The following is a 23,546-nucleotide window of genomic DNA, read 5'->3' as shown; positions in this document are numbered from 1 at the left end:
TATGCCACCCCCGTCTATTTACCAGTCAATTGGTGATTTTTTAGCCGAAAAATTTTCCGCATCTTCATCCATTTTTTTGCGCGAGTGAACGTGAAAGGTAACTGTCGAGGTTGTAATAACTGCGCGAAATTTGTTGCCAGATTGCGCATTGACGATAACGTTTGCGCATCGACTGGCTATTTCTTGTGCGTTATAAGAAGAAATGAGTAAAAAGCGGCAAAGTTCAGTTGAAAACCGGCACATGATCGCTAGATAATCGTTTGCTTTTTTTTACCACCCGTTTTTTATGCGCGGAGCTAAACGTTTGCTTTTTTGCGACACCCCTACTGACGCAAACCTGGCACAGGGAGAAAACGTTAAGCAGGCAGTGGATTGTCCAGCACGCATAATGACGAAAAATAAACTCTCAGGGGATGTTTTCTATGTCTACGCCTTCAGCGCGTACCGGCGGTTCACTCGACGCCTGGTTTAAAATTTCGCACCGTGGCAGTACTGTTCGACAGGAAGTCGTTGCCGGATTAACGACGTTTCTGGCAATGGTCTACTCTGTTATCGTGGTTCCAGGAATGCTGGGTAAAGCCGGTTTCCCGCCTGCCGCTGTATTTGTGGCAACCTGCCTGGTCGCCGGTGTCGGCTCTATTGTGATGGGGTTGTGGGCAAACCTGCCGCTGGCGATTGGTTGTGCCATTTCGTTGACGGCGTTTACCGCGTTCAGCCTGGTGCTGGGGCAGCATATTAGCGTACCTGTTGCGCTGGGCGCGGTATTCCTGATGGGTGTTTTGTTTACCATCATTTCCGCGACAGGTATCCGTAGCTGGATCCTGCGCAATCTGCCACAGGGCGTTGCGCATGGTACAGGTATTGGTATCGGCCTGTTCCTGCTGCTGATTGCGGCAAACGGTGTTGGTCTGGTCATTAAGAACCCGCTGGACGGCCTGCCGGTTGCGCTGGGTGACTTCGACACCTTCCCGGTAATTATGTCGCTGATTGGTCTGGCGGTGATTATTGGCCTCGAAAAACTGAAAGTACCGGGTGGCATACTGTTGACCATTATTGGTATTTCCGTTGTTGGCCTGATTTTCGATCCCGCGGTGCATTTTTCCGGTATTTTCGCCATGCCTTCTTTGAGTGATGCTGAAGGTAACTCTCTGATTGGCAGCCTGGACATTATGGGGGCGCTGAACCCTGTCGTCCTGCCGAGCGTGCTGGCGCTGGTTATGACTGCGGTCTTTGATGCGACCGGAACCATCCGCGCGGTTGCGGGTCAGGCGAATCTGCTGGATAAAGACGGTCAGATTATCGATGGTGGCAAAGCGTTAACGACAGACTCCCTGAGCAGCGTGTTCTCTGGTCTGGTAGGGGCAGCTCCGGCGGCGGTTTACATTGAATCTGCAGCGGGTACCGCAGCAGGTGGTAAAACCGGTCTGACGGCGATCACCGTAGGTGTTCTGTTCCTGCTGATCCTGTTCCTTTCTCCGCTCTCTTACCTTGTTCCTGCTTACGCAACGGCGCCGGCCCTGATGTATGTTGGTCTGCTGATGCTGAGCAACGTGGCGAAAATCGACTTTACCGACTTCGTCGATGCGATGGCGGGACTGATTACCGCCGTCTTTATCGTGCTGACCTGTAATATCGTTACCGGTATTATGATCGGTTTTGCCACTCTGGTTATTGGCCGTATTGTTTCCGGCGAATGGCGCAAACTGAATATCGGAACGGTGGTCATTGCCGTGGCGCTGGTAGCATTCTATGCGGGCGGTTGGGCTATTTAATCCCGATACGCTCTTGATCCTGAAAACGGGTGGCTTTTGCCGCCCGTTTTTATTTTCAGAACACACTCGTTGTCTTTTGCGTTACTCTCGAGTAGATAGAATTGAGGCACGACGCCTCTCATCACTAATCATAAGAAACATCGCAAACAGGGAACGCATGGAAATCTTTTTTACCATACTCATCATGACCCTTGTGGTCTCGTTGTCGGGGGTATTTACTCGCGTATTACCCTTCCAACTCCCTTTACCCCTTATGCAGATCGCCATTGGCGCGTTGCTGGCGTGGCCGACGTTTGGTTTGCATGTGGAATTTGACCCTGAACTGTTTTTGGTTCTGTTCATTCCGCCGTTGCTGTTTGCCGATGGCTGGAAGACGCCGACGCGGGAGTTTCTGGAGCATGGACGAGAGATCTTCGGTCTGGCACTGGCGCTCGTACTGGTTACGGTGGTCGGCATTGGTTTTATGATTTATTGGCTGGTCCCGGGGATTCCGCTGATCCCCGCTTTTGCGCTGGCCGCAGTGCTGTCGCCAACCGATGCCGTTGCCCTTTCTGGCATTGTAGGCGAGGGGCGTATACCGAAGAAAATCATGGGGATCCTGCAGGGCGAAGCGTTGATGAACGATGCGTCTGGCCTGGTATCGCTGAAATTTGCTGTGGCCGTGGCAATGGGGACGATGGTGTTTACCGTCGGCGGAGCGACGGTTGAGTTCTTCAAGGTAGCGATTGGCGGCATCCTGGCGGGTTTTGTCGTCAGCTGGTTGTATGGACGCTCTCTGCGCTTTCTTAGCCGCTGGGGTGGTGATGAGCCAGCAACGCAAATCGTTCTGCTGTTCCTGCTGCCGTTTGCTTCTTATCTGATTGCCGAACACATCGGTGTTTCCGGGATTCTCGCGGCGGTCGCAGCCGGGATGACGATAACCCGTTCAGGTGTAATGCGTCGTGCGCCATTGGCGATGCGTTTACGTGCTAACAGCACCTGGGCAATGCTGGAGTTCGTCTTTAACGGCATGGTCTTCCTGCTGTTAGGGCTGCAATTACCGGGGATTCTGGAGTCTTCGCTGGTGGCGGCAGAAGCCGATCCGAACGTTGAAACCTGGATGCTGTTTACCGATATCGTGCTGATTTACGTGGCGCTGATGCTGGTGCGTTTTGGCTGGCTGTGGACGATGAAAAAATTCAGTCTGCGTTTCCTGAAGAAAAAGCCCATGGAGTTTGGTTCCTGGACAACGCGTGAAATCCTGATCGCCTCCTTTGCGGGTGTTCGCGGGGCGATTACGCTTGCCGGTGTGCTCTCCATCCCGCTGCTGTTGCCGGATGGTAGCGGCTTTCCGGCGCGCTACGAGTTAGTATTCCTTGCCGCGGGCGTGATCCTGTTCTCGCTGTTTGTCGGTGTGGTGATGCTACCGATTCTGCTGCAACACCTGGAAGTGGCAGATCACTCACAGCAACTGAAAGAAGAACGGATAGCCCGCGCTGCGACGGCGGAAGTCGCGATTGTTGCTATCCAGAAAATGGAAGAGCGTCTGGCGGCGGACAGCGAAGAGAATATTGATAATCAACTGCTGACCGAAGTGAGCTCTCGTGTAATCGGTAACCTGCGTCGTCGCGTCGATGGACGTAACGATGTGGAAAGCTCATTACAGGAAGAGAACCTCGAGCGACGTTTCCGCCTGGCGGCATTGCGTTCGGAACGAGCAGAACTGTATCACCTGCGCGCCACGCGCGAAATCAGCAATGAAACGCTGCAAAAACTGCTGCACGACCTGGATTTGCTGGAAGCGTTGTTGATTGAGAATCAATAAACGGTAGTGCCTGATGCGCTACGCTGATCAGGCCTACAAAACCGGCAATAGCGATGTAGGCCGGATAAGGCGTTAGCCGCACCCGGCGAAAGGTGTGCCTGATGCGCTACGCTTATCAGGCCTACAAAACCGGCAATAGCGATATAGGCCGGATAAGGCGTTAAGCCGCATCCGGCGAAAGGTGTGCCTGATGCGCTACGCTTATCAGGCCTACAAGACCGGCAATAGCGATGTAGGCCGGATAAGGCGTTAGCCGCATCCGGCGAAGAATGTACCTGATGGTGCACAGCCTTCAGGTCTGCAAAAAATTATTCATCGTGTAATTTGCGAGCGGCTTTCCTGAACGAATCCATCTCTCTTGTCGATTCCCTCTTTTCTCCATACGGTTGAGAAAAGGGGGAAACATGTCTAACTATCGGCGCCATTACATCAGCGGTGGAACATGGTTTTTTACGGTGAATTTACAGGACCGTAGAAGCCATCTTTTGACATCCAACATTAACCAGCTTCGCTGCGCTATTTCGGCGGTAAAGAAGGTTATGCCTTTTCAAATCAATGCGTGGGTGGTTTTACCTGAGCATATGCATTGCATATGGACGTTACCTGATAGCGACGCTGATTTTTCCTCTCGTTGGCGGGAAATTAAAAAGCATTTCACCCGATCGTTATCCGCCAGGCATATCTGGCAGCCCCGCTTTTGGGAACATACCATTCGTGATGCGCGCGATTATTGTCAGCATGTGGATTACATTTATCTCAATCCTGTGAAACACGGTTGGGTGCAGCAGGTGAAGTCATGGCCTTTTTCAACGTTTCATCGTGATGTTAAATCGGGGTTGTATCCGGAAAACTGGGCGGGGAATATGATGGACCTCCGTACAGGTGAACGAGCCTGATGGCGCTGTGCTTATCAGGCCTACAAAATCGGCATACCGATGTAGGCCGGATAAGGCGTTTACGCCGCATCCGGCACTTACGATTCTTGCGTTAGCCAAAACCCTTCGCAGCATGTCAGCCACGCCTGAGCGCTGTGCGAGAGATACACACCTTCGCGCCAAATCATGCCGAGTTGCCAGCGTAAATCGCTCTCCAGCGGAATCCAACGCAGCGTCTGTTTGTCCAGCCGTTGGCAAATTGGCTCCGGTAAAATGGCGATACCGACCCCGGCTTGCACCATGGCCGCCAGAAAATCCCACTGCCCGCTACGTACCGCGATGCGGGGTTTTACATCGTGCTGGTTAAACAGTTCCAGTAACTGACGGCTCAGGGCGAAATCTTCGTTGTAGATAAGCAGTGGGTGTTCCGCCAGCGCCTCGGGGGAAATGGATTCGCAGGTTGTCCACTGGCCCGAGCGCGGGACCAGCACGCAGAGCGGATGACTGAAAAGCGGCAAGGTTGCCAGTCCACTCTCTTCTTCGACCGGAAGTGCCGTCATTGCGACATCCAAATCACCGTTCATTACTGCCTGCTGGACGGTTAAGCCGCCAAACTCTGATACTTTAAGTTCAACTCCGGGATAACGCTGGCGAAACAGGCTGATGGGACCAGCCATCAACATACCGACCATTGGCGGGATACCAAGGCGTAATAGCCCTTTGTTCAGGTGGTTAATGTCGCTAAGTTCGGCTTCAAGCTGGCGAAACTCGGCCAAAATCGCCAGACCGCGCTCAAAAACAACCTGTCCGGTATCGGTCAGCAACAGCCGTCGTCCGTCGCGGATTAACAGCGTGCAGTTCAGCTCGTCTTCAAGGTTCTTCAACATTTTGCTGATGGTGGGTTGGGTGACAAAAAGCTTCTCCGCTGCGCGGGTAAAGCTCTGCTGACGCACCACCTCAACAAAATATCGCAGTGTTCTGATATCCATGATTATTCCTTAAGACTATGCCTGCAATGAGTTTAATTCATTTCAGTCCTGGACGGGTGCTCTCTATACTGGCGCTCTCTATTTTTTAAGGACATACCCTCATGGCTGTGGCGATAAGCCGCGTGACGCCTGCTGTCATTCACCGACTTCAGATACCTGTCCAGGTGCTGTTGTACGCAGGTTTATTTGTATTTGCTCAATATCTTGTCTCCTGGCTGCATTTACCGCTTCCCGCCAATCTGGTTGGGATGGTGCTGATGTTGGCGCTGATTGTCTGTCGGATCATTCCGCTGAGTTGGATACGCGCCGGCGCCCGCTGGTTACTGGCTGAAATGCTACTATTTTTTGTTCCAGCGGTAGTTGCCGTCGTCAACTATACGCAGCTGCTGTTGGTCGATGGCTGGCGTATTTTTGCTGTCATTGCGATAAGCACGCTGATGGTTCTCGGCGCAACCGCGTGGGTTGTGGATAAAGTGTACCGCTATGAAATGAGCAGGTTAAACCGTGAGTAACTTCCAGCTAAGCGTGCTGTGTCTGGTGATTACGCTGGGTATCTATTTTGCCAACAAGCGTCTGTATCGCCGTTTTCGCAAATTGCCGCTGATGCCGCTGGTTCTCACGCCAGCGTTACTGGTGCTGATGCTGGTCTTCGGACATATCTCCTGGCAAAACTATATTGGTGAATCACACTGGCTGCTGTGGCTATTAGGTCCCGCGACCATTGCCTTCGCTGTTCCGGTTTACGATAACCTCGCGGTGATTAAGCGTCACTGGATGTCGTTGACGGCGGGGGTGATCACGGCAACGCTGGTGGCTGTCACCAGTTCCGTGTGGCTGGCGCGTCTGTTTATGCTGCCTGATGAGATCCAACGTAGCCTGGCGGTACGTTCCGTCACTACGCCTTTTGCGCTGGCAGCGGCAGAACCCTTGGGTGGGCAGCCAGATCTGGTGGCGTTGTTTGTGGTCGTGACCGGTGTATTCGGTATGGCGGTCGGCGATGTGTTGTTTTTACGACTCTCTATCCGCGAAGGTATGGCCAAAGGGGCAGGGTTTGGCGCAGCATCGCACGGTGCAGGTACGGCTCGCTCTTATGAGCTCGGTCAGCAGGAAGGCGTAGTGGCAAGTCTGGTGATGATGCTGTCCGGTGTGGTGATGGTTCTGGTTGCCCCGCTGGTTGCGAGGGTGATGTTCTGAGATTCGGTGATATCCTCCGGCCCGAAAGCCGGAGGATAAGTGAGATTAATGCGCGCGACCTTGCTCCACACCGTACCCGGTTTGGGAACGGATGAACTGCGCACGGAACTGCTCACGCTCACGGTTACCTTCTTCTGAGTTATCCGTGGCAGAGAAGAACCAGATCCCGAGGAATGCAACGCTTATCGAGAACAGCGCCGGATATTCATACGGGAAAATGGCTTTTTCGTGACCGAGGATTTGTACCCAAATTGTTGGACCAAGCACCATCAGCACAACGGCAGTCAGCAGACCTAACCAGCCGCCCATCATGGCACCACGCGTGGTCAGTCTTGACCAGTACATGGAAAGCAGAATGATGGGGAAGTTACAGCTTGCGGCGATGGCAAATGCCAGACCTACCATGAAAGCGATGTTCTGATTTTCGAACAGCACGCCGAGCACGATGGCAATGACACCCAATACCAGTACGGTAATTTTCGAGACGCGCAGTTCTTCACGTTCGGTCGCGCCTTTGCGGAACACGTTAGCGTACAGATCGTGCGACACCGCCGATGCGCCCGCGAGCGTCAGACCTGCAACCACCGCTAGGATAGTGGCAAATGCTACGGCGGAGATAAAGCCGAGGAACAGGTTACCGCCCACCGCGTTAGCCAGATGCACTGCCGCCATGTTGTTACCACCGATCAGCGCGCCTGCAGCATCTTTATACGCCGGATTTGCACCGACCAGCATGATGGCACCAAAGCCGATGATAAAGGTCAGGATGTAGAAATACCCCATAAAACCGGTCGCATAGAACACACTCTTACGTGCTTCGCGGGCATCGCTGACCGTGAAGAAGCGCATCAGAATATGCGGCAAGCCTGCCGTACCGAACATCAGACCGAGGCCTAACGACAGCGCGGATATCGGATCTTTAACCAACCCGCCTGGACTCATGATTGCGGAGCCTTTCGGGTGTACCGCCATTGCTTCAGTGAACAGATTGTTGAAGCTGAAGCCGACATGTTTCATGACCATGAAAGCCATAAAGCTGGCACCGAACAGCAGCAGTACCGCTTTGATGATTTGCACCCAGGTGGTCGCCAACATGCCGCCGAACAGCACGTACATCATCATCAGTACGCCAACCAGCACCACGGCAATGTGATAGTTCAGACCAAACAGCAGTTCAATCAGCTTGCCTGCGCCAACCATCTGCGCGATCAGATACAGCGCGACCACCACCAGCGATCCACATGCTGACAGAATACGGATGGGACCTTGCTTCAGGCGATAAGAGGCCACGTCGGCAAAGGTGTAGCGACCGAGGTTACGCAGGCGTTCAGCAATCAGGAACAGAATGATCGGCCAGCCGACGAGGAAGCCGAGCGAGTAAATCAGCCCGTCATATCCTGAGGTAAAGACCAGTGCGGAAATCCCGAGGAACGAGGCCGCCGACATATAGTCGCCTGCAATTGCTAACCCGTTCTGGAAGCCGGTAATGTTGCCACCTGCGGTGTAATAGTCATTACGCGAACGCACACGTTTAGACGCCCAGTAGGTAATACAGAGCGTAAAGATGACGAAAATCAGGAACATGATAATCGCCTGCCAGTTGGTTGGCTGGCGTTGGACTGCACCGCTAATAGCATCCGCCGCGTTTGCGGCGAAGGGCAGCGTGGCGGCAAGCGCCGTCAGGACTCTCTTCATGATGCTTTAACCTCGTGCAGAACCGCGTTGTTAAGACGGTCGAATTCACCGTTTGCCCGCCAGATGTAGATCCCGGTCAGGATAAAGGAAATAAGGATCACGCCGACGCCAATAGGGATACCTCGGGTAACGCTGGTTCCCGCATGCAGTGGGGTGCCCAGCCAGCCAGGTGCAAAAGCAATCAGTAAAATAAAGCTGATATAAACTGCCAGCATGATGATGGACAGAATAGTGGCAAACCGTTGCCGTTTTTCAACTAACTCCCTGAAACGCGCACTGTCTTCTATCCGCTGATAAATTTGGTCATTCATCACAGAGCTCTCCAGAGGTCCCCCTGCGTCTTTCGCGCTACAGGTTCGTTGGCCGCACTCGCCCACCCCAGTCACATAGTGAACTATGCTCCTGGGGATGTGCTCGCTTGCCGCCTTCCTGTAACACGAAATCCTTTGGGGGAGGTTTTTTATATTTCCCCCCCGGTGAAGAGAGGGTAGGGTCAGATTTGTAGGCCGGATAAGACGCTTTCGCGTCGCCATCCGGCATTTTCAGGACTTTGTTATGATGGCATCGCGATGGCCTGCTTCTCTTCGAGCAGTTTCTCTACCACGCCAGGATCGGCGAGGGTCGAGGTATCGCCCAGATTGCTGGTATCGCCCGCCGCAATTTTACGCAGAATGCGGCGCATGATTTTGCCGGAGCGGGTTTTCGGCAGTGAGTCGGTCCAGTGCAGCACGTCTGGCGTTGCCAGCGGGCCAATTTCTTTTCGTACCCAGTTGCGAACCTCGGCGTACAACTCAGGTGACGGCTCTTCGCCGTGATTCAGCGTGACGTAGGCGTAAATGGCCTGGCCTTTAATACTATGTGGAATGCCGACCACGGCGGCCTCGGCAATCTTTGGATGCGACACCAGCGCCGACTCGATTTCTGCTGTACCCAGGCGGTGACCCGAGACGTTCAGCACGTCATCCACGCGTCCGGTTATCCAGTAATAACCATCTTCATCACGGCGTGCGCCGTCGCCGCTGAAGTACATATTCTTGAAGGTAGAGAAGTAGGTTTGCTCAAAGCGTTCGTGATCGCCAAACAGTGTTCTCGCCTGACCCGGCCAGGAGTCGGTGATCACCAGGTTGCCTTCGGTCGCCCCTTCCTGCGGATTGCCCTCGTTATCAACGATGGCCGGTTGTACGCCAAAGAATGGACGCGTTGCCGAGCCGGCTTTCAGCTCGGTTGCACCCGGCAGTGGGGTGATCATGAACCCCCCGGTTTCGGTCTGCCACCAGGTATCGACGACAGGGCATTTTTCGTTACCGATCTTCTTCCAGTACCACTCCCATGCTTCCGGGTTAATCGGCTCGCCAACGGAACCTAAAATGCGCAGTGATGAACGGTTAGTGCCTTCTATCGCCTTATCACCTTCAGCCATCAGGGCGCGGATAGCCGTTGGTGCAGTATAGAGGATGGTGACCTGGTGCTTGTCCACGACCTGTGACATACGCGCCGGGGTCGGCCAGTTAGGTACGCCTTCAAACATCAGCGTGGTGGCACCGCAGGCCAGTGGGCCGTACAGCAGGTAGCTGTGGCCGGTAACCCAACCCACATCAGCGGTACACCAGTAGATATCGTCCTGATGGTAATCAAACACATACTTAAAGGTCGTTGCCGCGTAAACCAGATATCCACCCGTGGTGTGCAGCACGCCTTTTGGCTTACCGGTTGAACCAGAGGTATACAGGATAAACAGCGGATCTTCCGCGTTCATCTCTGCCGGCTGATGTTCAGGGCTGGCTTTCTCGATAAGATCGGACCACCACAGATCGCGGCCTTCCTTCCAGTCCGTTTTTCCGCCGGTACGTTTGAGGACAATGACATGCTCAACCGTCTTCACATTCGGGTTTTTCAGCGCATCATCAACGTTCTTTTTCAGCGGGATACCGCGCCCGGCACGTACGCCTTCATCGGCGGTGATCACCAGACGTGAATTGGAATCGATAATACGTCCGGCAACGGCTTCTGGAGAGAAACCGCCAAAGATGACCGAATGTACCGCGCCAATACGGGCGCAGGCCAGCATGGCAACCGCGGCTTCCGGGACCATTGGCATATAAATAGCCACGACATCGCCTTTTTTAATCCCCAAATCCAGAAGGGTATTAGCAAAACGGCAGACATCGCGATGCAGTTCGCGATAGGTAATATTTTTACTCTGGGTAGCATCATCGCCCTCCCAGATAATGGCGGTGCGATCGCCGTTTTCCTGTAGGTGGCGATCAAGGCAGTTCGCTGCCAGATTCAGCGTGCCGTCTTCGTACCATTTAATGGATACGTTACCAGGGGCAAAAGAGGTGTTCTTTACCTGGTTGTACGGCTTGATCCAATCAAGAATTTTTCCCTGCTCGCCCCAAAATGTGTCGGGATCGGTAATGGACTGTTGGTATTTCGCTTCGTACTGCTCCGGGTTTATCAGGCAACGGTCCGCAATATTTGCGGGAATAGCGTGTTTGTGTATTTGGCTCATGGCTTTTGTTCTCCTTGTAGGATGTTAATAATATGTCGCACAAACGTTAAATGTAGGGGCTTTGCAAGTTTTGTTTAGTATTTGGGCGACAGATCACGCAATAACCGAATTGTGCAAATTAGCGGCAAACTGAATTTTGAAGAGAACTAGCAAAAATTGATTAAACATCGCGATAACATGCGGTTATATAGAGGGTTTTGAAAAGGTGATCTGTGTCGGGTATAGACAAAAGAGTAAGGGGTTAGAGGGGGTGAATAACTCTAAAGTGGTATTTTACATACACTTACAATTGATTAAAAACAACATTTCTTGTGGGGTTTCTTGTTACAAATAGGGTGGAGCAATGTCATGACAGTATTGTGTGGTTGCTGTTATGGAAAACAATAAAAGAACCGCCATTGCAGATAATGGCGACATCTGGATGAGACCCCTATGGCAAGGACAAAATCACGCGTACGCCGTTTCTTCAGCCTGATATTACCGTTTTTATTTATTACTGCCGTTCACGCTGAGCAAACCTCTGTACCCGCAAAGACCGTCACCGTTGAAGCGAAGAATGAAACCTTCGCCCCTCAGCATCCTGATCAATACCTCTCCTGGAAAGCCACGTCTGAACAGTCAGCCCGTGAAGATGCGCTGGCAGAAGACCCTCGCCTGGTGATCCTGTGGGCGGGATATCCTTTCTCCCGCGATTACAACAAACCGCGTGGACACGCGTATGCGGTTACCGATGTGCGTGAAACGTTACGTACCGGTGCGCCAAAAACGGCTGAAGATGGTCCGTTGCCGATGGCCTGCTGGAGCTGTAAAAGCCCGGATGTGGCACGTCTGATCCAGAAAGACGGTGAAGATGGGTACTTCCACGGTAAATGGGCGCGTGGCGGCCCGGAAATTGTTAACAACCTCGGCTGTGCTGACTGCCATAACACGGCATCAGCAGATTTCGCGAAAGGGAAACCGGAACTGACGCTGTCGCGTCCTTATGCCGAGCGAGCGATGGAAACCATTGGCAAACCGTTTGAAAAAGCCAGCCGCTTCGATCAGCAATCCATGGTCTGCGGTCAGTGCCACGTGGAGTACTACTTCGACGGTAAGAACAAAGCCGTTAAGTTCCCATGGGATGACGGCATGAAAGTCGAGAACATGGAGAAATACTACGACAACATAGCTTTCTCTGACTGGACCAACTCTCTGTCTAAAACCCCAATGCTGAAAGCGCAGCACCCGGAGTATGAAACCTGGAGTGCGGGCATTCACGGTAAGAACAACGTGACCTGTATCGATTGTCACATGCCGAAAGTGCAGAACGCAGAAGGCAAGATCTACACCGACCATAAAATTGGTAACCCGTTCGACAACTTCCCACAGACTTGCGCCAACTGCCACACCCAGGACAAAGCGTCCCTGCAAAAAGTGGTTGCTGAGCGTAAGCAAGCGATTCATGACCTGAAAATCAAAGTTGAAGATCAACTGGTACATGCGCACTTCGAAGCGAAGGCTGCGTGGGATGCGGGTGCGACGGAAGCGGAAATGAAGCCGATTCTGGAAGACATTCGCCACGCACAATGGCGCTGGGATCTGTCGATTGCTTCTCACGGTATCCATATGCACGCGCCGGAAGAAGGTCTGCGGATGCTGGGTAGCGCGATGGATAAAGCCGCTGATGCACGTACCAAACTGGTCCGTCTGCTGGCGACCAAAGGCATCACGCATGAAATCCCACTGCCGGATATCTCTACCAAAGAGAAAGCCCAGCAGGCGATTGGTCTGAACATGCAGCAAATCAACGCTGAGAAGCAGGACTTCATCAAAACGGTGATTCCGCAATGGGAAGATCAGGCGCGTAAAAACGGTCTGTTAAGCCAATAACCCCATTCCGCCTCGCAAGGGGCGGATAACTCAACGGAGTGAATATGAGCGTATTACGTTCGTTATTAACTGCTGGGGTGCTGGCGTCAGGTCTGTTCTGGAGCCTGAGCGGGATAACCGCCACGCCAACCCCGCAGGAGTCAGATCAACGCTGGACGGTCACCCAACAGCGTAATCCGGATGCGGCGTGCCTCGATTGTCACAAGCCGGATACCGAAGGCATGCATGGTAAACATGCAGAAGTCATCAACCCAAATAATAAACTGCCGGTTACCTGCACCAACTGTCACGGCCAGCCATCTCCAAACCACCGTGAAGGGGTGAAGGATGTGATGCGCTTTAACGAGCCGATGTACAACGTGGAGCAGCAGAACAGCGTCTGTATGTCCTGTCACCTGCCTGAGCAGTTGCAAAAAGCGTTCTGGCCGCACGATGTTCACGTGACGAAAGTAGCGTGCGCCAGCTGTCACTCACTGCATCCGAAGCAAGACACGATGCAGACGCTAAGCGATAAAGGACGGATCAAGATTTGCGTCGATTGCCACAGCGATCAGCGTAACAATCCAAACTTTAACCCGGCGTCTATTCCCTTGCTTAAGGAGCATCCATGAGTTGCTCTCGTCGCCAGTTTATCACCGGCGTCGGCGCGCTGGTGGCTGTTAGCGGGACGGCGGGACGCGTCGTAGCGAAGACGTTAAACATTAATGGCGTGCGTTACGGCATGGTACATGATGAGTCATTATGCATCGGCTGTACCGCGTGCATGGATGCCTGTCGGGAAGTTAACAGCGTACCGGAAGGCGTCTCGCGTCTGACGATCATTCGCAGTGAACCGCTGGGGACGTTTCCCGATGTGAAGTATCGTTTCTTCCGCCATTCGTGCCAGCACTGCGATCACGCACCCTGCGTTGACGTCTGCCCGACGGGGGCATCGTACCGCGATGCCGCCAGCGGCATTGTGGATGTGAACCCGGATCTGTGCGTCGGTTGCCAGTATTGCATCGCCGCCTGTCCTTATCGCGTGCGCTTTATTCATCCGGTCAGCAAGACGGCGGATAAATGCGATTTTTGCCGCAAAACCAACCTGAAAGCGGGCAAGCAGCCCGCCTGCGTGGAGTCATGTCCGACGAAAGCGCTGACGTTTGGTAATCTGGACGACCCCAACAGCGAAATCTCGCGGTTGTTGCACCAGAAAAATACCTACCGTTACAAGCTGGCGCTGGGCACGAAACCGAAGGTCTACCGCGTTCCCTTTAAATATGGGGAGGTGAGCCAATGACACCCGCTTCTGCATTTCATTTTGAATCACTGGTGTGGGACTGGCCCATTGCCATCTATCTGTTTCTGATAGGCATATCTGCCGGGCTGGTGACACTGTCGGTATTGTTACGACGGCTGCACCCGGAAGCGGGCGGTGCTGACAGCACGTTGCTGCGCACCACGCTGGTACTGGGACCGGGAGCCATTATTCTTGGTCTGCTGATCCTGGTATTCCACCTGACGCGTCCATGGACTTTCTGGAAGCTGATGTTCCACTACAGCTTCACGTCAGTGATGTCGATGGGGGTCATGCTGTTTCAGTTGTACATGGTGGTGTTGGTGCTGTGGTTGGCAAAAATCTTTGAAAAAGAGGTGATTGCCTTACAACAGCGCTTCATTCCACGCCTGAGCATTGTGCCGAAACTGCTGGCGTTGATCGCACCGTTCCACCGGATGCTTGAAACGGTGATGCTGGTGCTGGCGGTACTGCTCGGGGCGTACACCGGGTTCTTGCTGTCAGCGTTGAAATCCTACCCGTTCCTGAATAACCCGATCCTGCCGGTACTGTTCCTGTTTTCTGGGATCTCCTCCGGTGCTGCAGTGGCGTTAATCGCCATGGCATTACGCCATCGTAGTAACCCACACAGCACTGAAGCGCACTTTGTCCACCGTATGGAAACGCCGGTGGTGTGGCTGGAAATCTTCCTGCTGGCGGCTTTCTTTGTCGGGCTGGCGCTGGGTGATGACGGCAAAATGCGCGCGCTGGCTGCTGCCTTGGGCGGTGGGTTCTGGACCTGGTGGTTCTGGCTGGGTGTGGCAGGGCTTGGACTGATCCTCCCGATGCTGTTGAAACCGTGGGCGAATCGTAGCTCAACGTTTCATGGCGTACTGGCGGTATGTGGTGCCAGCCTGACTGGTGTTTTACTGCTGCGTTTCTTTATTTTGTATGCAGGACAGCTAACCGTTGCGTAAGGTGATATCTGGACGTCTTCCTTCCTGAAGCCGGTTTTCTGGCTCTGTTGTTAAGTTTCGGGGTCAACGTGTTGACCCCGCTTGTCGCGCTGGTGGGGCTCCGCCGGCGCTGGCAGGGTGTGATGCAGCTGGCCTGCGTGGGGACGTGGACGCAATTTACGCTACAGCTGATCGCTTTTGCCATTCTGGTCTTCTGTTTTATGACCAGCGACTTCTCGGTTGTCTATGTTGCTCAGCATAGCTATAGCCTGCTGCCGTGGGGACTAAAACTGGCGGCGGTGTGGGGCGGTCATGAAGGATCTCTGCTGCTGTGGGTGTTGTTTCTTTCCGGCTGGAGTGCGCTGTTCGCTTTACGCTATCGACGTGAATCTGATGCGCTGTTCCCGCTGACGCTCAGCGTCCTGTCAATGATGTTGGCCTTACTGCTGTTGTTTGTCGTGGTGTGGTCCGATCCGTTCGTGCGTATCTTCCCACCAGCCATTGAAGGACGCGATCTTAATCCGATGTTGCAGCATCTTGGGCTCATCCTCCACCCTCCGCTGCTCTATCTGGGTTACGGTGGATTGATGGTTGCGGCTGGGGTTGCGCTGGCTTCGCTGCTGCGTGGCGGCTTTAGCGCAGAAACTGCATGGGTCTGCTGGCGCTGGGCTTTACCCGGCTGGTGTGCGTTGACGCTGGGCATCATCCTCGGCTCCTGGTGGGCGTACTGCGAGCTGGGTTGGGGCGGCTGGTGGTTCTGGGACCCGGTGGAAAACGCCTCTTTATTACCCTGGCTTTCTGCCAGCGCATTGCTGCATAGTTTGTATGTCTCACGCCAGCGCGGGCTCTTCCGTCACTGGTCGCTGCTGCTGGCCATCGTCACACTGATTTTATCGCTGCTGGGGACGTTGATTGTGCGTTCCGGCATCCTGGTGTCTGTTCATGCTTTCGCGCTGGATAATGTCCGCGCTGCGCCGCTGTTTGCACTATTTTCCGTCTTAAGCCTGGCGTCGCTCGGGCTGTACGCCTGGCGGGCACAGGATGGTCGCCAAACTGCGCGTTTCGGCGGTTGGTCGCGCGAGATGTTAATTCTGGTCGCGTTACTGCTTTTTTGTGCGGTGCTACTGATTGTGCTGATCGGCACGCTCTATCCCATGATTTACGGTCTGTTTGGCTGGGGGCGACTCTCGGTTGGGGCGCCGTATTTTAACCGCGCCACGTTGCCGTTTGGGTTATTGATGCTGGCGGTCATCGTTATCGCAACCATCAGAAGCTGGAAAGGATCGCTGCGAAGCCAGCTTCCGGCCCTGTTAGCGCACAGTGGGGTACTGGTTTTCGCGGCGGGGATCGTCTTTTCCAGCGGCAGTCGCCAGGAGATTAGCCTGAATCTGAGTCCGGGCCAGCAGGTTGAGCTGGCAGGTTATCTCTTCCGTTTTGAGCGCCTCGACCTGGAAGCAAAAGGAAATTACACCAGTGAAAAAGCGCTGATTACGCTGTGGCAGGATGAGAAACGTATCGGCAGTCTTCAACCCGAACGGCGCTTCTATGCCGCGCGTCGCCAGCAAATGATGGAGCCGGGTATCCGCTGGAATTTGCTGCATGACTGGTATGCGGTAATGGGCGAAAAAACAGGGCAGGATCGTTATGCCATGCGCTTATACGTGCAAAGCGGCGTGCGCTGGATTTGGGGGGGAGGACTGCTGATGGTATTTGGTGCGCTGCTGAGCGGCTGGCGGGGAAGGAAATGCCCTGAGTTATTGCCTGATGGCGCTGCGCTTATCAGGCCTACGAGTGAAAAGCCTGGTAGGCCGGATAAGGCGTTCACGCCGCCATCCGGCAAAACGATGTTACTTATGCTCTTGCTGATTTTTCTACCTTTCATCACGCATGCTCAGGTTGTGGACACCTGGCGCTTTGCAAACCCGCAACAGCAGGAAAAGGCGCTGTTTATTGCCAGCCAACTGCGGTGTCCGCAGTGCCAAAACCAAAACTTACTGGAATCCAATGCGCCAGTGGCGGTCAGTATGCGTCATCAGGTTTACAGCATGGTTGAAGAGGGCAAAAACGAAGCAGAGATCACTGCCTGGATGACCGCGCGTTACGGTGATTTCGTTCGTTATAACCCCCCTCTGAATGAGCAAACACTGCTGCTATGGGCGCTACCGTGCGTGTTATTGCTGCTGATGGGCGTGGTGATTTGGCGGGTGAGATCGCGCCAGCGTACTGAGGAGGACGAGCAATGAGTCACTCCGAACGCGCCGTGGCACCGTTTCGTCCGATGCCGGTAAAACGGCTGGTTACCGCGGTTGTGATGATGGTTATTGCCTGCATCGGAGGCTATCTGTTAACGCCAAAATGGCAGGCTGTCCGTCAGGAGCAAGCACGACTGGCCGACCCATTGCACGCGTTCTCTGATGAAAATATTCAGGAAAAACAGCTGCTTTCTTTGCAGTCGCAGATTCGTGCCACGCCACAGGACGGTGTGTTATGGGCGCAACTGGGGGAATATTATCTTTGGCAAAATGCGTATCACAATGCACTGCTGGCCTATGAGCAGGCGCTGCGTTTTCGGGGTGAAAACGCCGAAATCTATTCGGCGTTGGCGACGGTATTGTATTACCAGGCCGGACAGCATATGACACCGCAAACGCGCGAAATGATAGATAAATCCCTGGCGCTGGACGGCAATGAAGTCACCGCGCTGATGCTGTTGGCTTCTGATGCGTTTATGCAGGCTGATTACGCACAGGCGATTTCAATGTGGCAAAAAGTAATGGATTTAAACTCGCCTAGGGTGAATCGTGCGCAGTTGATCGACTCCATTAATATGGCGAAATTGTTGCAGAATCGGCAAAAATAAATTTGTTTTTTTTGTGATTTGTATCATTTTGCCTGTTTAAAAAACAGGCAGTCGAACAAGTGGGTAAAAAAAACTCACGGAAGAACTTCTTCATTTTTTATCAAATAAAAATTCTTTTATAACAAAAAGTTATTCATGATTACCGATATAAACTCGCGTTTTTATGCATAATTTCAGCTAAACCCCCTGTTCTGAAAGGCTTGCGCGAGATAGCGTGCAAATGATAATGATAATAAGCGTTAAAAAACTCTATAAACGAACGCAACACAAATCATACCCTTTCAGTATGTACTGTTCTCGCATTTTTATATGCGGAATAGCGCTCCATCGAGGAAGTCCGTTGTTATGAAAAATTTGAAAGTCAGCCTGGCATGGCAGATCCTCATCGCCATGGTGCTGGGCATTTTGCTGGGGAGTTACCTGCACTACCATAGTGACAGCCGCGAATGGCTGGTGTTAAACCTGCTGCAACCGGCGGGTGATATCTTTATCCACCTGATTAAAATGATCGTCGTGCCCATTGTGATTTCCACGCTGATTGTGGGTATCGCCGGGGTGGGGGATGCAAAACAGCTGGGCCGTATTGGCGCCAAAACCATTATCTATTTCGAAGTGATCACCACCGTGGCGATTATCCTCGGTATTACGCTGGCGAACGTATTCCAGCCAGGTACCGGCGTTGATATGTCGCAGCTGGCGACTGTGGATATTTCGAAATATCAAAGCACAACGGCAGAAGTGCAGAGTCATGCACATGGCCTGATGGGTACAATTTTGTCACTGGTGCCGACCAACATCGTTGCGTCGATGGCGAAAGGTGACATGCTGCCGATTATCTTCTTCTCGGTGCTGTTCGGTTTAGGTCTGTCTTCTCTGCCTGCCACGCACCGTGAACCGCTGGTTACCGTGTTCCGCTCTATCTCCGAAACCATGTTTAAAGTGACCCACATGGTCATGCGTTATGCGCCGGTCGGTGTCTTTGCGCTGATCGCCGTCACGGTCGCAAACTTTGGCTTTGCCTCCTTGTGGCCGCTGGCGAAGCTGGTGCTGTTGGTGCATTTTGCCATCCTGTTCTTTGCACTGGTGGTGCTGGGTATCGTGGCGCGTGTCTGTGGTCTGAGTATCTGGATCTTAATCCGTATCCTGAAGGATGAGCTGATTCTGGCGTATTCAACCGCCAGTTCTGAGAGCGTACTGCCGCGTATTATTGAGAAAATGGAAGCCTACGGTGCACCGGCATCAATCACCAGTTTCGTGGTGCCGACCGGCTATTCATTCAACCTGGATGGTTCGACGTTGTACCAGAGTATCGCCGCTATCTTTATTGCCCAGCTGTACGGTATTGACCTGTCGCTGTGGCAGGAAATCGTGCTGGTACTGACGCTGATGGTAACCTCGAAAGGGATTGCAGGTGTGCCGGGCGTATCGTTTGTGGTGCTGTTGGCGACGCTGGGCAGTGTGGGGATCCCGTTGGAAGGTCTGGCATTTATCGCCGGTGTTGACCGTATTCTCGATATGGCGCGTACTGCGCTGAACGTGGTGGGTAACGCGCTGGCGGTACTGGTTATCGCCAAGTGGGAACACAAATTTGACCGTAAGAAAGCGCTGGCTTATGAGCGCGACGTGCTGGGTAAATTTGATAAGGCCGCTTTGTAGGCCGGATAAGGCAACGCCGCCATCCGGCAACCTGCTCCGGGTTGCCTGATGGCGCTACGCTATCAGGCCTACAACGACTACGTTCATCCGGCAATGCAAACCATTACCCGTTGGTTAACTTATCAAACTCTTCGCAGCCGGTATCGAATCCTTCTGTACAGCTCAGATTCAGCCAGTGCAGCGCCTTCTGTTTATTCTTTTCAATAAAACCCTGCTCGCCGTTTAAGAACATCATCCCGGCCCAGTATTCGGAATACCCGGTGCGAGAAATGGCCGAGCTGCGCTTGAAATACCATGTTGCCTTCTCATCGTCGGCAGGAATACCCACGCCATTGGCGTAGATCAGTCCGAGCAGCATTTGCGCATCGACAGCGGAGTCGTTTTCCAGGTCCTCGGAGGCATTTTGCAGCAAGGTAATGGCTTTGGGGTAATCTGTGTGCCCGGCCTGCGTGTTCACCAGAATGCGCGCCAGCGTAATTTCCCCCGCCTTACTACCTGCCTGGGTCGCTTTTTCGGCCAGCGTTTTGGCTTGTGGATAATCCAGACTGACCGGGTTGGTTATCTTAATTTGCGCCAGTAAGGCCCAGGCATCCGCATCACCGCTGTCGGCTGCTTTTTGCGCCCAGTATTCGGCTTTGCTCAAATCGCCTGAACTAAACCAGGTATCGGCGAGAAAGTATTGTGCGCGTCGGTCTCCAGATTCGGCTGCCTTCAGAAACTGACTGCCAGGCTCTTCGGCATGAACAAAGCCTGTTATTAGCAACATCAAGGCGAAAAGTCGTTTCATCTTATATTTAGATTTAGAGTAGGGAATGGACAGTATAGAGAGATTATTGGCATAAAAAAACGGCCTCCGAATGGAGGCCGTCAGGGGAAGCTTAACCCATCGCGCTTTCGCGCAGGCTGGCTTTCAGCTTGGTGTACTCATCAATCACATACTGTTCGGCAGCACGCTGATCGGCAATGCGTTCAACATTAACGGCACAGTATTTGTACTCCGGCGTTTTGGTAATCGGGCTTAAGTTCTCGGTTACCAGTTCATTACATGCACCAATCCACCATTGATAGGTCATGTAAATCGCGCCTTTGTTTGGACGATCGCTTACTGCAGCGCGGGTGATAACCCGGCCTTTACGCGAGTTAACCCACACTAGCTCTTCATCCTGAATGCCCAGGCGTTCAGCGTCAGCAGTGTTGATCTGGGCATAGCCCGGCTCATCAGCCAACGCAGCCAGTGCCGCACAGTTACCGGTCATAGAACGGCAAGAGTAGTGGCCGACTTCACGCACCGTTGACAGTACCATTGGGTACTCTGGGGTGAGTTTGTCGATTGGCGCTACCCAGTCACAAGTGAAGAACTGCGCCAGGCCGTTCGGGGTGTCAAACTTCTCTTTGAAGAGGTAAGACGTACCCTGATCGGCGTCTGAGGTGTCGCGGCAAGGCCACTGGATATAACCCAGTTCGCCCATTTTCTCGTAAGTGGCACCGTAGAAATCCGGGCACAGATGACGCAACTCGTCCCAGATTTCCTGGGTGTTGTTGTAGTGCATCGGGTAACCCATACGGGTGGCGATTTCACTGATAATCTGCCAGTCCGTTTTCAGATCCCACTTCGGCTCAACGGCTTTAAAGAAGCGCTGGAAGCCACGGTCAGCCGCGGAGAATACGCCTTCATGTTCGCCCCATGACGTAGACGGTAAAATAACGTCTGCGGCAGCAGCGGTTTTGGTCATGAAGATATCCTGCACAATGACCAGTTCCAGATCTTCAAAGCCTTTGCGCACTGCGGAGAGTTCAGCATCGGTCTGTAATGGATCTTCACCCATAATGTACGCCGCGCGTACTTCGCCATGCGCTGCACGATGCGGCAGTTCGCTGATGCGATAGCCGGTATGAGCAGGCAGACTTTCCACGCCCCAGGCTTTAGCGAACTTCTCGCGGTTAGCCGGATCTTTCACATACTGATAGCCCGGATAGGTATCCGGCAGCGCACCCATGTCACATGCGCCCTGAACGTTGTTCTGGCCACGAACCGGGTTAACACCGACGCTTGGCTTACCGAGGTTACCGGTCAGCATGGCGAGGCTGGTCAGTGAACGCACGGTTTCCACGCCCTGATAGAACTGGGTAACACCCATGCCCCACAGGATGGCCGCGCTTTTCGCCGAAGCATACATACGTGCAGCCTGACGGATATCCTGAGCGCTAACGCCAGTAATATCTTCGACAGACTCCGGCGTGTAGCCTTCGACAATCTTGCTGTACTCTTCGAATCCTTCCGTACGCGAGGCGACGAACGCCTGGTCGTACAGTTTTTCTTCGATGATGACATGACCCATAGCGTTAAGCAGCGCGATGTTCGAGCCGTTTCTCAACGCGATGTGCATGTCGGCAATACGCGCAGTTTCAATTTTGCGCGGATCGCAGACGATAATTTTCGCCCCGTTGCGTTTAGCGTTGATCACGTGATTCGCCACAATAGGGTGGGAATCCGCCGGGTTGTACCCGAAGATGAACACTAAATCTGTGTTATCAATTTCATTGATAGCATTACTCATTGCGCCGTTACCGACCGATTGGTGCAGACCTGCAACCGAAGGGCCGTGTCAGACGCGAGCGCAGCAGTCAACGTTATTGGTACCAATAACGGCGCGCGCGAATTTTTGCATTACATAGTTGGTTTCGTTACCCGTACCGCGAGATGAACCGGTCGTCTGAATGGCGTCCGGGCCATACTTCGCTTTGATGGCGCTCAGGCGATCGGCGACGTAATTAAGCGCTTCATCCCAGGAAACGGATTCCAGTTTGCCGCCACGCTGGCGACGGATCATTGGGGTCTTCAGACGAGGGGTCAGGATCTGGGTATCATTAATAAAATCCCAGCCATAGTAGCCCTTCAGACACAGGGTACCCTGGTTGGTTTTCCCCTGCGCCGCTTCAGCCCGGACGATTTTGCCGTTATCGACCACCAGGTTGATTTTGCAACCTGATGCGCAATATGGGCAAACCGTGACGACTTTTTTCATCGGTCTCGCTCCAGTTAATCAAATCGCGCATACGCGCTTGTCGCTTTCGTTATGCATCTTTTATGCCATGTTTTTATCAGGGGCATTCGCCGATAATACGGGCGAATTTTGCGCAAAACCCTGACGAAAAACAGGCTGTCGTCATATTTGACGTGACGAATCTTCAATACGTGACGCCCCGGCAGTGTGACCGAGGTTATGTTTCCCACATGTCCTTGTGCCTTATCGCTGTCACTCTGTGCAGAATCAATCACACTCATTTAAGTTGGCCAGAAATGGGGAGGAACGATGAAGCCAGCCATACTGGTTGTGGATGATGACGAGGCAATCTGCACACTGCTCCAGGATGTGCTGAGTGAACACGTCTTTGCAGTGACCGCCTGTCATACCGGACAGGATGCGCTGCGCTGCGTTGATACTCAGCCGGATATCGCGCTGGTATTGCTGGACATGATGTTGCCCGATATTAATGGCCTGATGGTGCTTCAGCAGGTGCAAAAAATAAGGCCGGGATTACCGGTGGTGATGCTGACAGGGTTAGGTAGCGAATCGGATGTGGTTGTGGGGCTGGAAATGGGGGCTGACGATTATATCGGCAAACCGTTCAATGCGCGGGTACTGGTGGCGCGGGTAAAAGCCGTGCTCAGGCGTGTCGGTGTTTTAACACCTGAAAGCAGCGGTCCACAAACCACGGGGTTATCCTTTAATGGCTGGCATCTGGATACCGCAGGTTGTCAGTTACGTAATCCTCAGCAGTTGAAGGTGGACCTGACGCAGGGCGAATACAGTCTGCTGCTGGCGCTGGCACAGAACGCCCGCCGGGTGCTTAGCCGCGAACAATTGCTGGAGTTGACGCGCAGCGACAGCGTTGAGGTGTTTGACCGCACTATTGATGTGTTAATCATGCGACTACGGCGAAAGATAGAGGTTAACCCTCATCAGCCGATGTTGATTAAAACCCTGCGCGGGCTGGGTTACGTTTTTGCCGCCGACGTGCAGCATCACGATAAGGCGGCGTGATCTGCGCAGTTGCCGGATGCGGCGTAAACACCTTATCCGGCCTACAAAAGCGATAACGACCCC

19 protein-coding genes are annotated in these 23,546 nt (G+C 53.3%); 13 read left to right on the top strand and 6 right to left on the bottom strand.

Annotation, left to right across the window (positions count from 1 at the left end):
* The first annotated feature begins 422 nt into the window (after positions 1–422).
* From ghxP to NNO03_RS08465, 3 genes are all read left to right on the top strand, one after another.
* Positions 423–1,772 carry a guanine/hypoxanthine transporter GhxP gene (gene ghxP, locus NNO03_RS08475; protein ID WP_137381172.1) on the top strand — a complete coding sequence of 450 codons (1,350 nt, stop codon included), beginning with the start codon at positions 423–425 and terminating at the stop codon, positions 1,770–1,772.
* 157 nt (positions 1,773–1,929) lie between these two features.
* Positions 1,930–3,576: a Na+/H+ antiporter gene (locus tag NNO03_RS08470; protein WP_040229801.1), complete on the top strand. Its 1,647-nt coding sequence runs from the start codon at positions 1,930–1,932 to the stop codon at positions 3,574–3,576.
* Positions 3,577–3,980: 404 nt separating this feature from the next.
* The gene (locus NNO03_RS08465; protein ID WP_271449289.1) at positions 3,981–4,472 is read left to right on the top strand and encodes a transposase; all 492 of its coding nucleotides are present in this window, start codon (positions 3,981–3,983) and stop codon (positions 4,470–4,472) included.
* Between the two features lie 77 nt (positions 4,473–4,549).
* Here NNO03_RS08465 and NNO03_RS08460 read toward each other — a convergent pair whose 3' ends face one another.
* Positions 4,550–5,440, bottom strand: coding sequence for a LysR family transcriptional regulator (locus tag NNO03_RS08460; RefSeq protein WP_271440967.1), 891 nt, complete (start codon positions 5,438–5,440; stop codon positions 4,550–4,552).
* Positions 5,441–5,541: 101 nt separating this feature from the next.
* On the opposite strand from NNO03_RS08460, the gene NNO03_RS08455 reads away from it, so the two are divergent.
* Both NNO03_RS08455 and NNO03_RS08450 read left to right on the top strand, forming a co-directional pair.
* Positions 5,542–5,952: a CidA/LrgA family protein gene (locus tag NNO03_RS08455; RefSeq protein ID WP_271440966.1), complete on the top strand. Its 411-nt coding sequence runs from the start codon at positions 5,542–5,544 to the stop codon at positions 5,950–5,952.
* Positions 5,945–6,634 carry an LrgB family protein gene (locus tag NNO03_RS08450; RefSeq protein WP_137381170.1) on the top strand — a complete coding sequence of 230 codons (690 nt, stop codon included), beginning with the start codon at positions 5,945–5,947 and terminating at the stop codon, positions 6,632–6,634. Before NNO03_RS08455 ends, NNO03_RS08450 begins: the two co-directional genes overlap by 8 nt.
* A 45-nt stretch (positions 6,635–6,679) precedes the next feature.
* Here the strand turns inward: NNO03_RS08450 and actP are convergent, their stop codons facing one another.
* The 3 genes from actP to acs form a co-directional block, all read right to left on the bottom strand.
* Complete coding sequence (actP, locus tag NNO03_RS08445; protein ID WP_271449288.1) at positions 6,680–8,329, bottom strand: cation/acetate symporter ActP; 1,650 nt, start codon at positions 8,327–8,329, stop codon at positions 6,680–6,682.
* Positions 8,326–8,640, bottom strand: a complete 315-nt coding sequence (locus NNO03_RS08440; RefSeq protein ID WP_003031750.1) for a DUF485 domain-containing protein — start codon at positions 8,638–8,640, stop codon at positions 8,326–8,328. The genes actP and NNO03_RS08440 overlap by 4 nt, the downstream gene beginning before the upstream one ends.
* Positions 8,641–8,882: 242 nt before the next feature.
* Positions 8,883–10,841, bottom strand: a complete 1,959-nt coding sequence (gene acs, locus NNO03_RS08435; RefSeq protein WP_271449287.1) for an acetate--CoA ligase — start codon at positions 10,839–10,841, stop codon at positions 8,883–8,885.
* 432 nt (positions 10,842–11,273) lie between these two features.
* Between acs and nrfA the strand changes: the two genes are divergently transcribed.
* The 7 genes from nrfA (at position 11,274) to gltP (ending at position 19,437) form a co-directional block, all read left to right on the top strand.
* Positions 11,274–12,710: an ammonia-forming nitrite reductase cytochrome c552 subunit gene (gene nrfA / locus NNO03_RS08430; protein ID WP_137381165.1), complete on the top strand. Its 1,437-nt coding sequence runs from the start codon at positions 11,274–11,276 to the stop codon at positions 12,708–12,710.
* A gap of 44 nt (positions 12,711–12,754) precedes the next feature.
* On the top strand, positions 12,755–13,321 hold the full coding sequence (nrfB, locus tag NNO03_RS08425; protein ID WP_137381164.1) for a cytochrome c nitrite reductase pentaheme subunit: 567 nt from the start codon (positions 12,755–12,757) through the stop codon (positions 13,319–13,321).
* A complete protein-coding gene (gene nrfC / locus NNO03_RS08420; RefSeq protein WP_202037163.1) occupies positions 13,318–13,989 on the top strand; it encodes a cytochrome c nitrite reductase Fe-S protein in 672 nt (223 codons plus the stop codon). Before nrfB ends, nrfC begins: the two co-directional genes overlap by 4 nt.
* Positions 13,986–14,942 (top strand): cytochrome c nitrite reductase subunit NrfD, encoded by a 957-nt coding sequence (gene nrfD, locus NNO03_RS08415; RefSeq protein ID WP_202037162.1) that lies wholly within the window; start codon positions 13,986–13,988, stop codon positions 14,940–14,942. Before nrfC ends, nrfD begins: the two co-directional genes overlap by 4 nt.
* A gap of 8 nt (positions 14,943–14,950) precedes the next feature.
* A complete protein-coding gene (gene nrfF / locus NNO03_RS08410; RefSeq protein WP_271449309.1) occupies positions 14,951–17,164 on the top strand; it encodes a heme lyase NrfEFG subunit NrfF in 2,214 nt (737 codons plus the stop codon).
* A complete protein-coding gene (gene nrfG / locus NNO03_RS08405) occupies positions 17,161–17,781 on the top strand; it encodes a heme lyase NrfEFG subunit NrfG (protein ID WP_271449286.1) in 621 nt (206 codons plus the stop codon). The genes nrfF and nrfG overlap by 4 nt, the downstream gene beginning before the upstream one ends.
* A 345-nt stretch (positions 17,782–18,126) precedes the next feature.
* On the top strand, positions 18,127–19,437 hold the full coding sequence (gene gltP, locus NNO03_RS08400; protein ID WP_271449285.1) for a glutamate/aspartate:proton symporter GltP: 1,311 nt from the start codon (positions 18,127–18,129) through the stop codon (positions 19,435–19,437).
* A 103-nt stretch (positions 19,438–19,540) separates the two neighbouring features.
* Here gltP and yjcO read toward each other — a convergent pair whose 3' ends face one another.
* Together yjcO and fdhF are read right to left on the bottom strand one after the other, a co-directional pair.
* The gene (gene yjcO, locus NNO03_RS08395) at positions 19,541–20,224 is read right to left on the bottom strand and encodes a Sel1 family TPR-like repeat protein YjcO (RefSeq protein WP_271449284.1); all 684 of its coding nucleotides are present in this window, start codon (positions 20,222–20,224) and stop codon (positions 19,541–19,543) included.
* A gap of 91 nt (positions 20,225–20,315) precedes the next feature.
* Positions 20,316–22,463, bottom strand: coding sequence for a formate dehydrogenase subunit alpha (gene fdhF, locus NNO03_RS08390; protein ID WP_271440961.1), 2,148 nt, complete (start codon positions 22,461–22,463; stop codon positions 20,316–20,318).
* A 288-nt stretch (positions 22,464–22,751) separates the two neighbouring features.
* On the opposite strand from fdhF, the gene NNO03_RS08385 reads away from it, so the two are divergent.
* On the top strand, positions 22,752–23,483 hold the full coding sequence (locus NNO03_RS08385) for a response regulator (RefSeq protein WP_271440960.1): 732 nt from the start codon (positions 22,752–22,754) through the stop codon (positions 23,481–23,483).
* Positions 23,484–23,546: the final 63 nt, after the last annotated feature.

The sequence above is a fragment of the Citrobacter sp. Igbk 16 genome (assembly GCF_028069755.1).
Classification (GTDB): Bacteria; Pseudomonadota; Gammaproteobacteria; order Enterobacterales; family Enterobacteriaceae; genus Citrobacter.
This window is presented reverse-complemented; position numbering and strand designations above follow the sequence as displayed.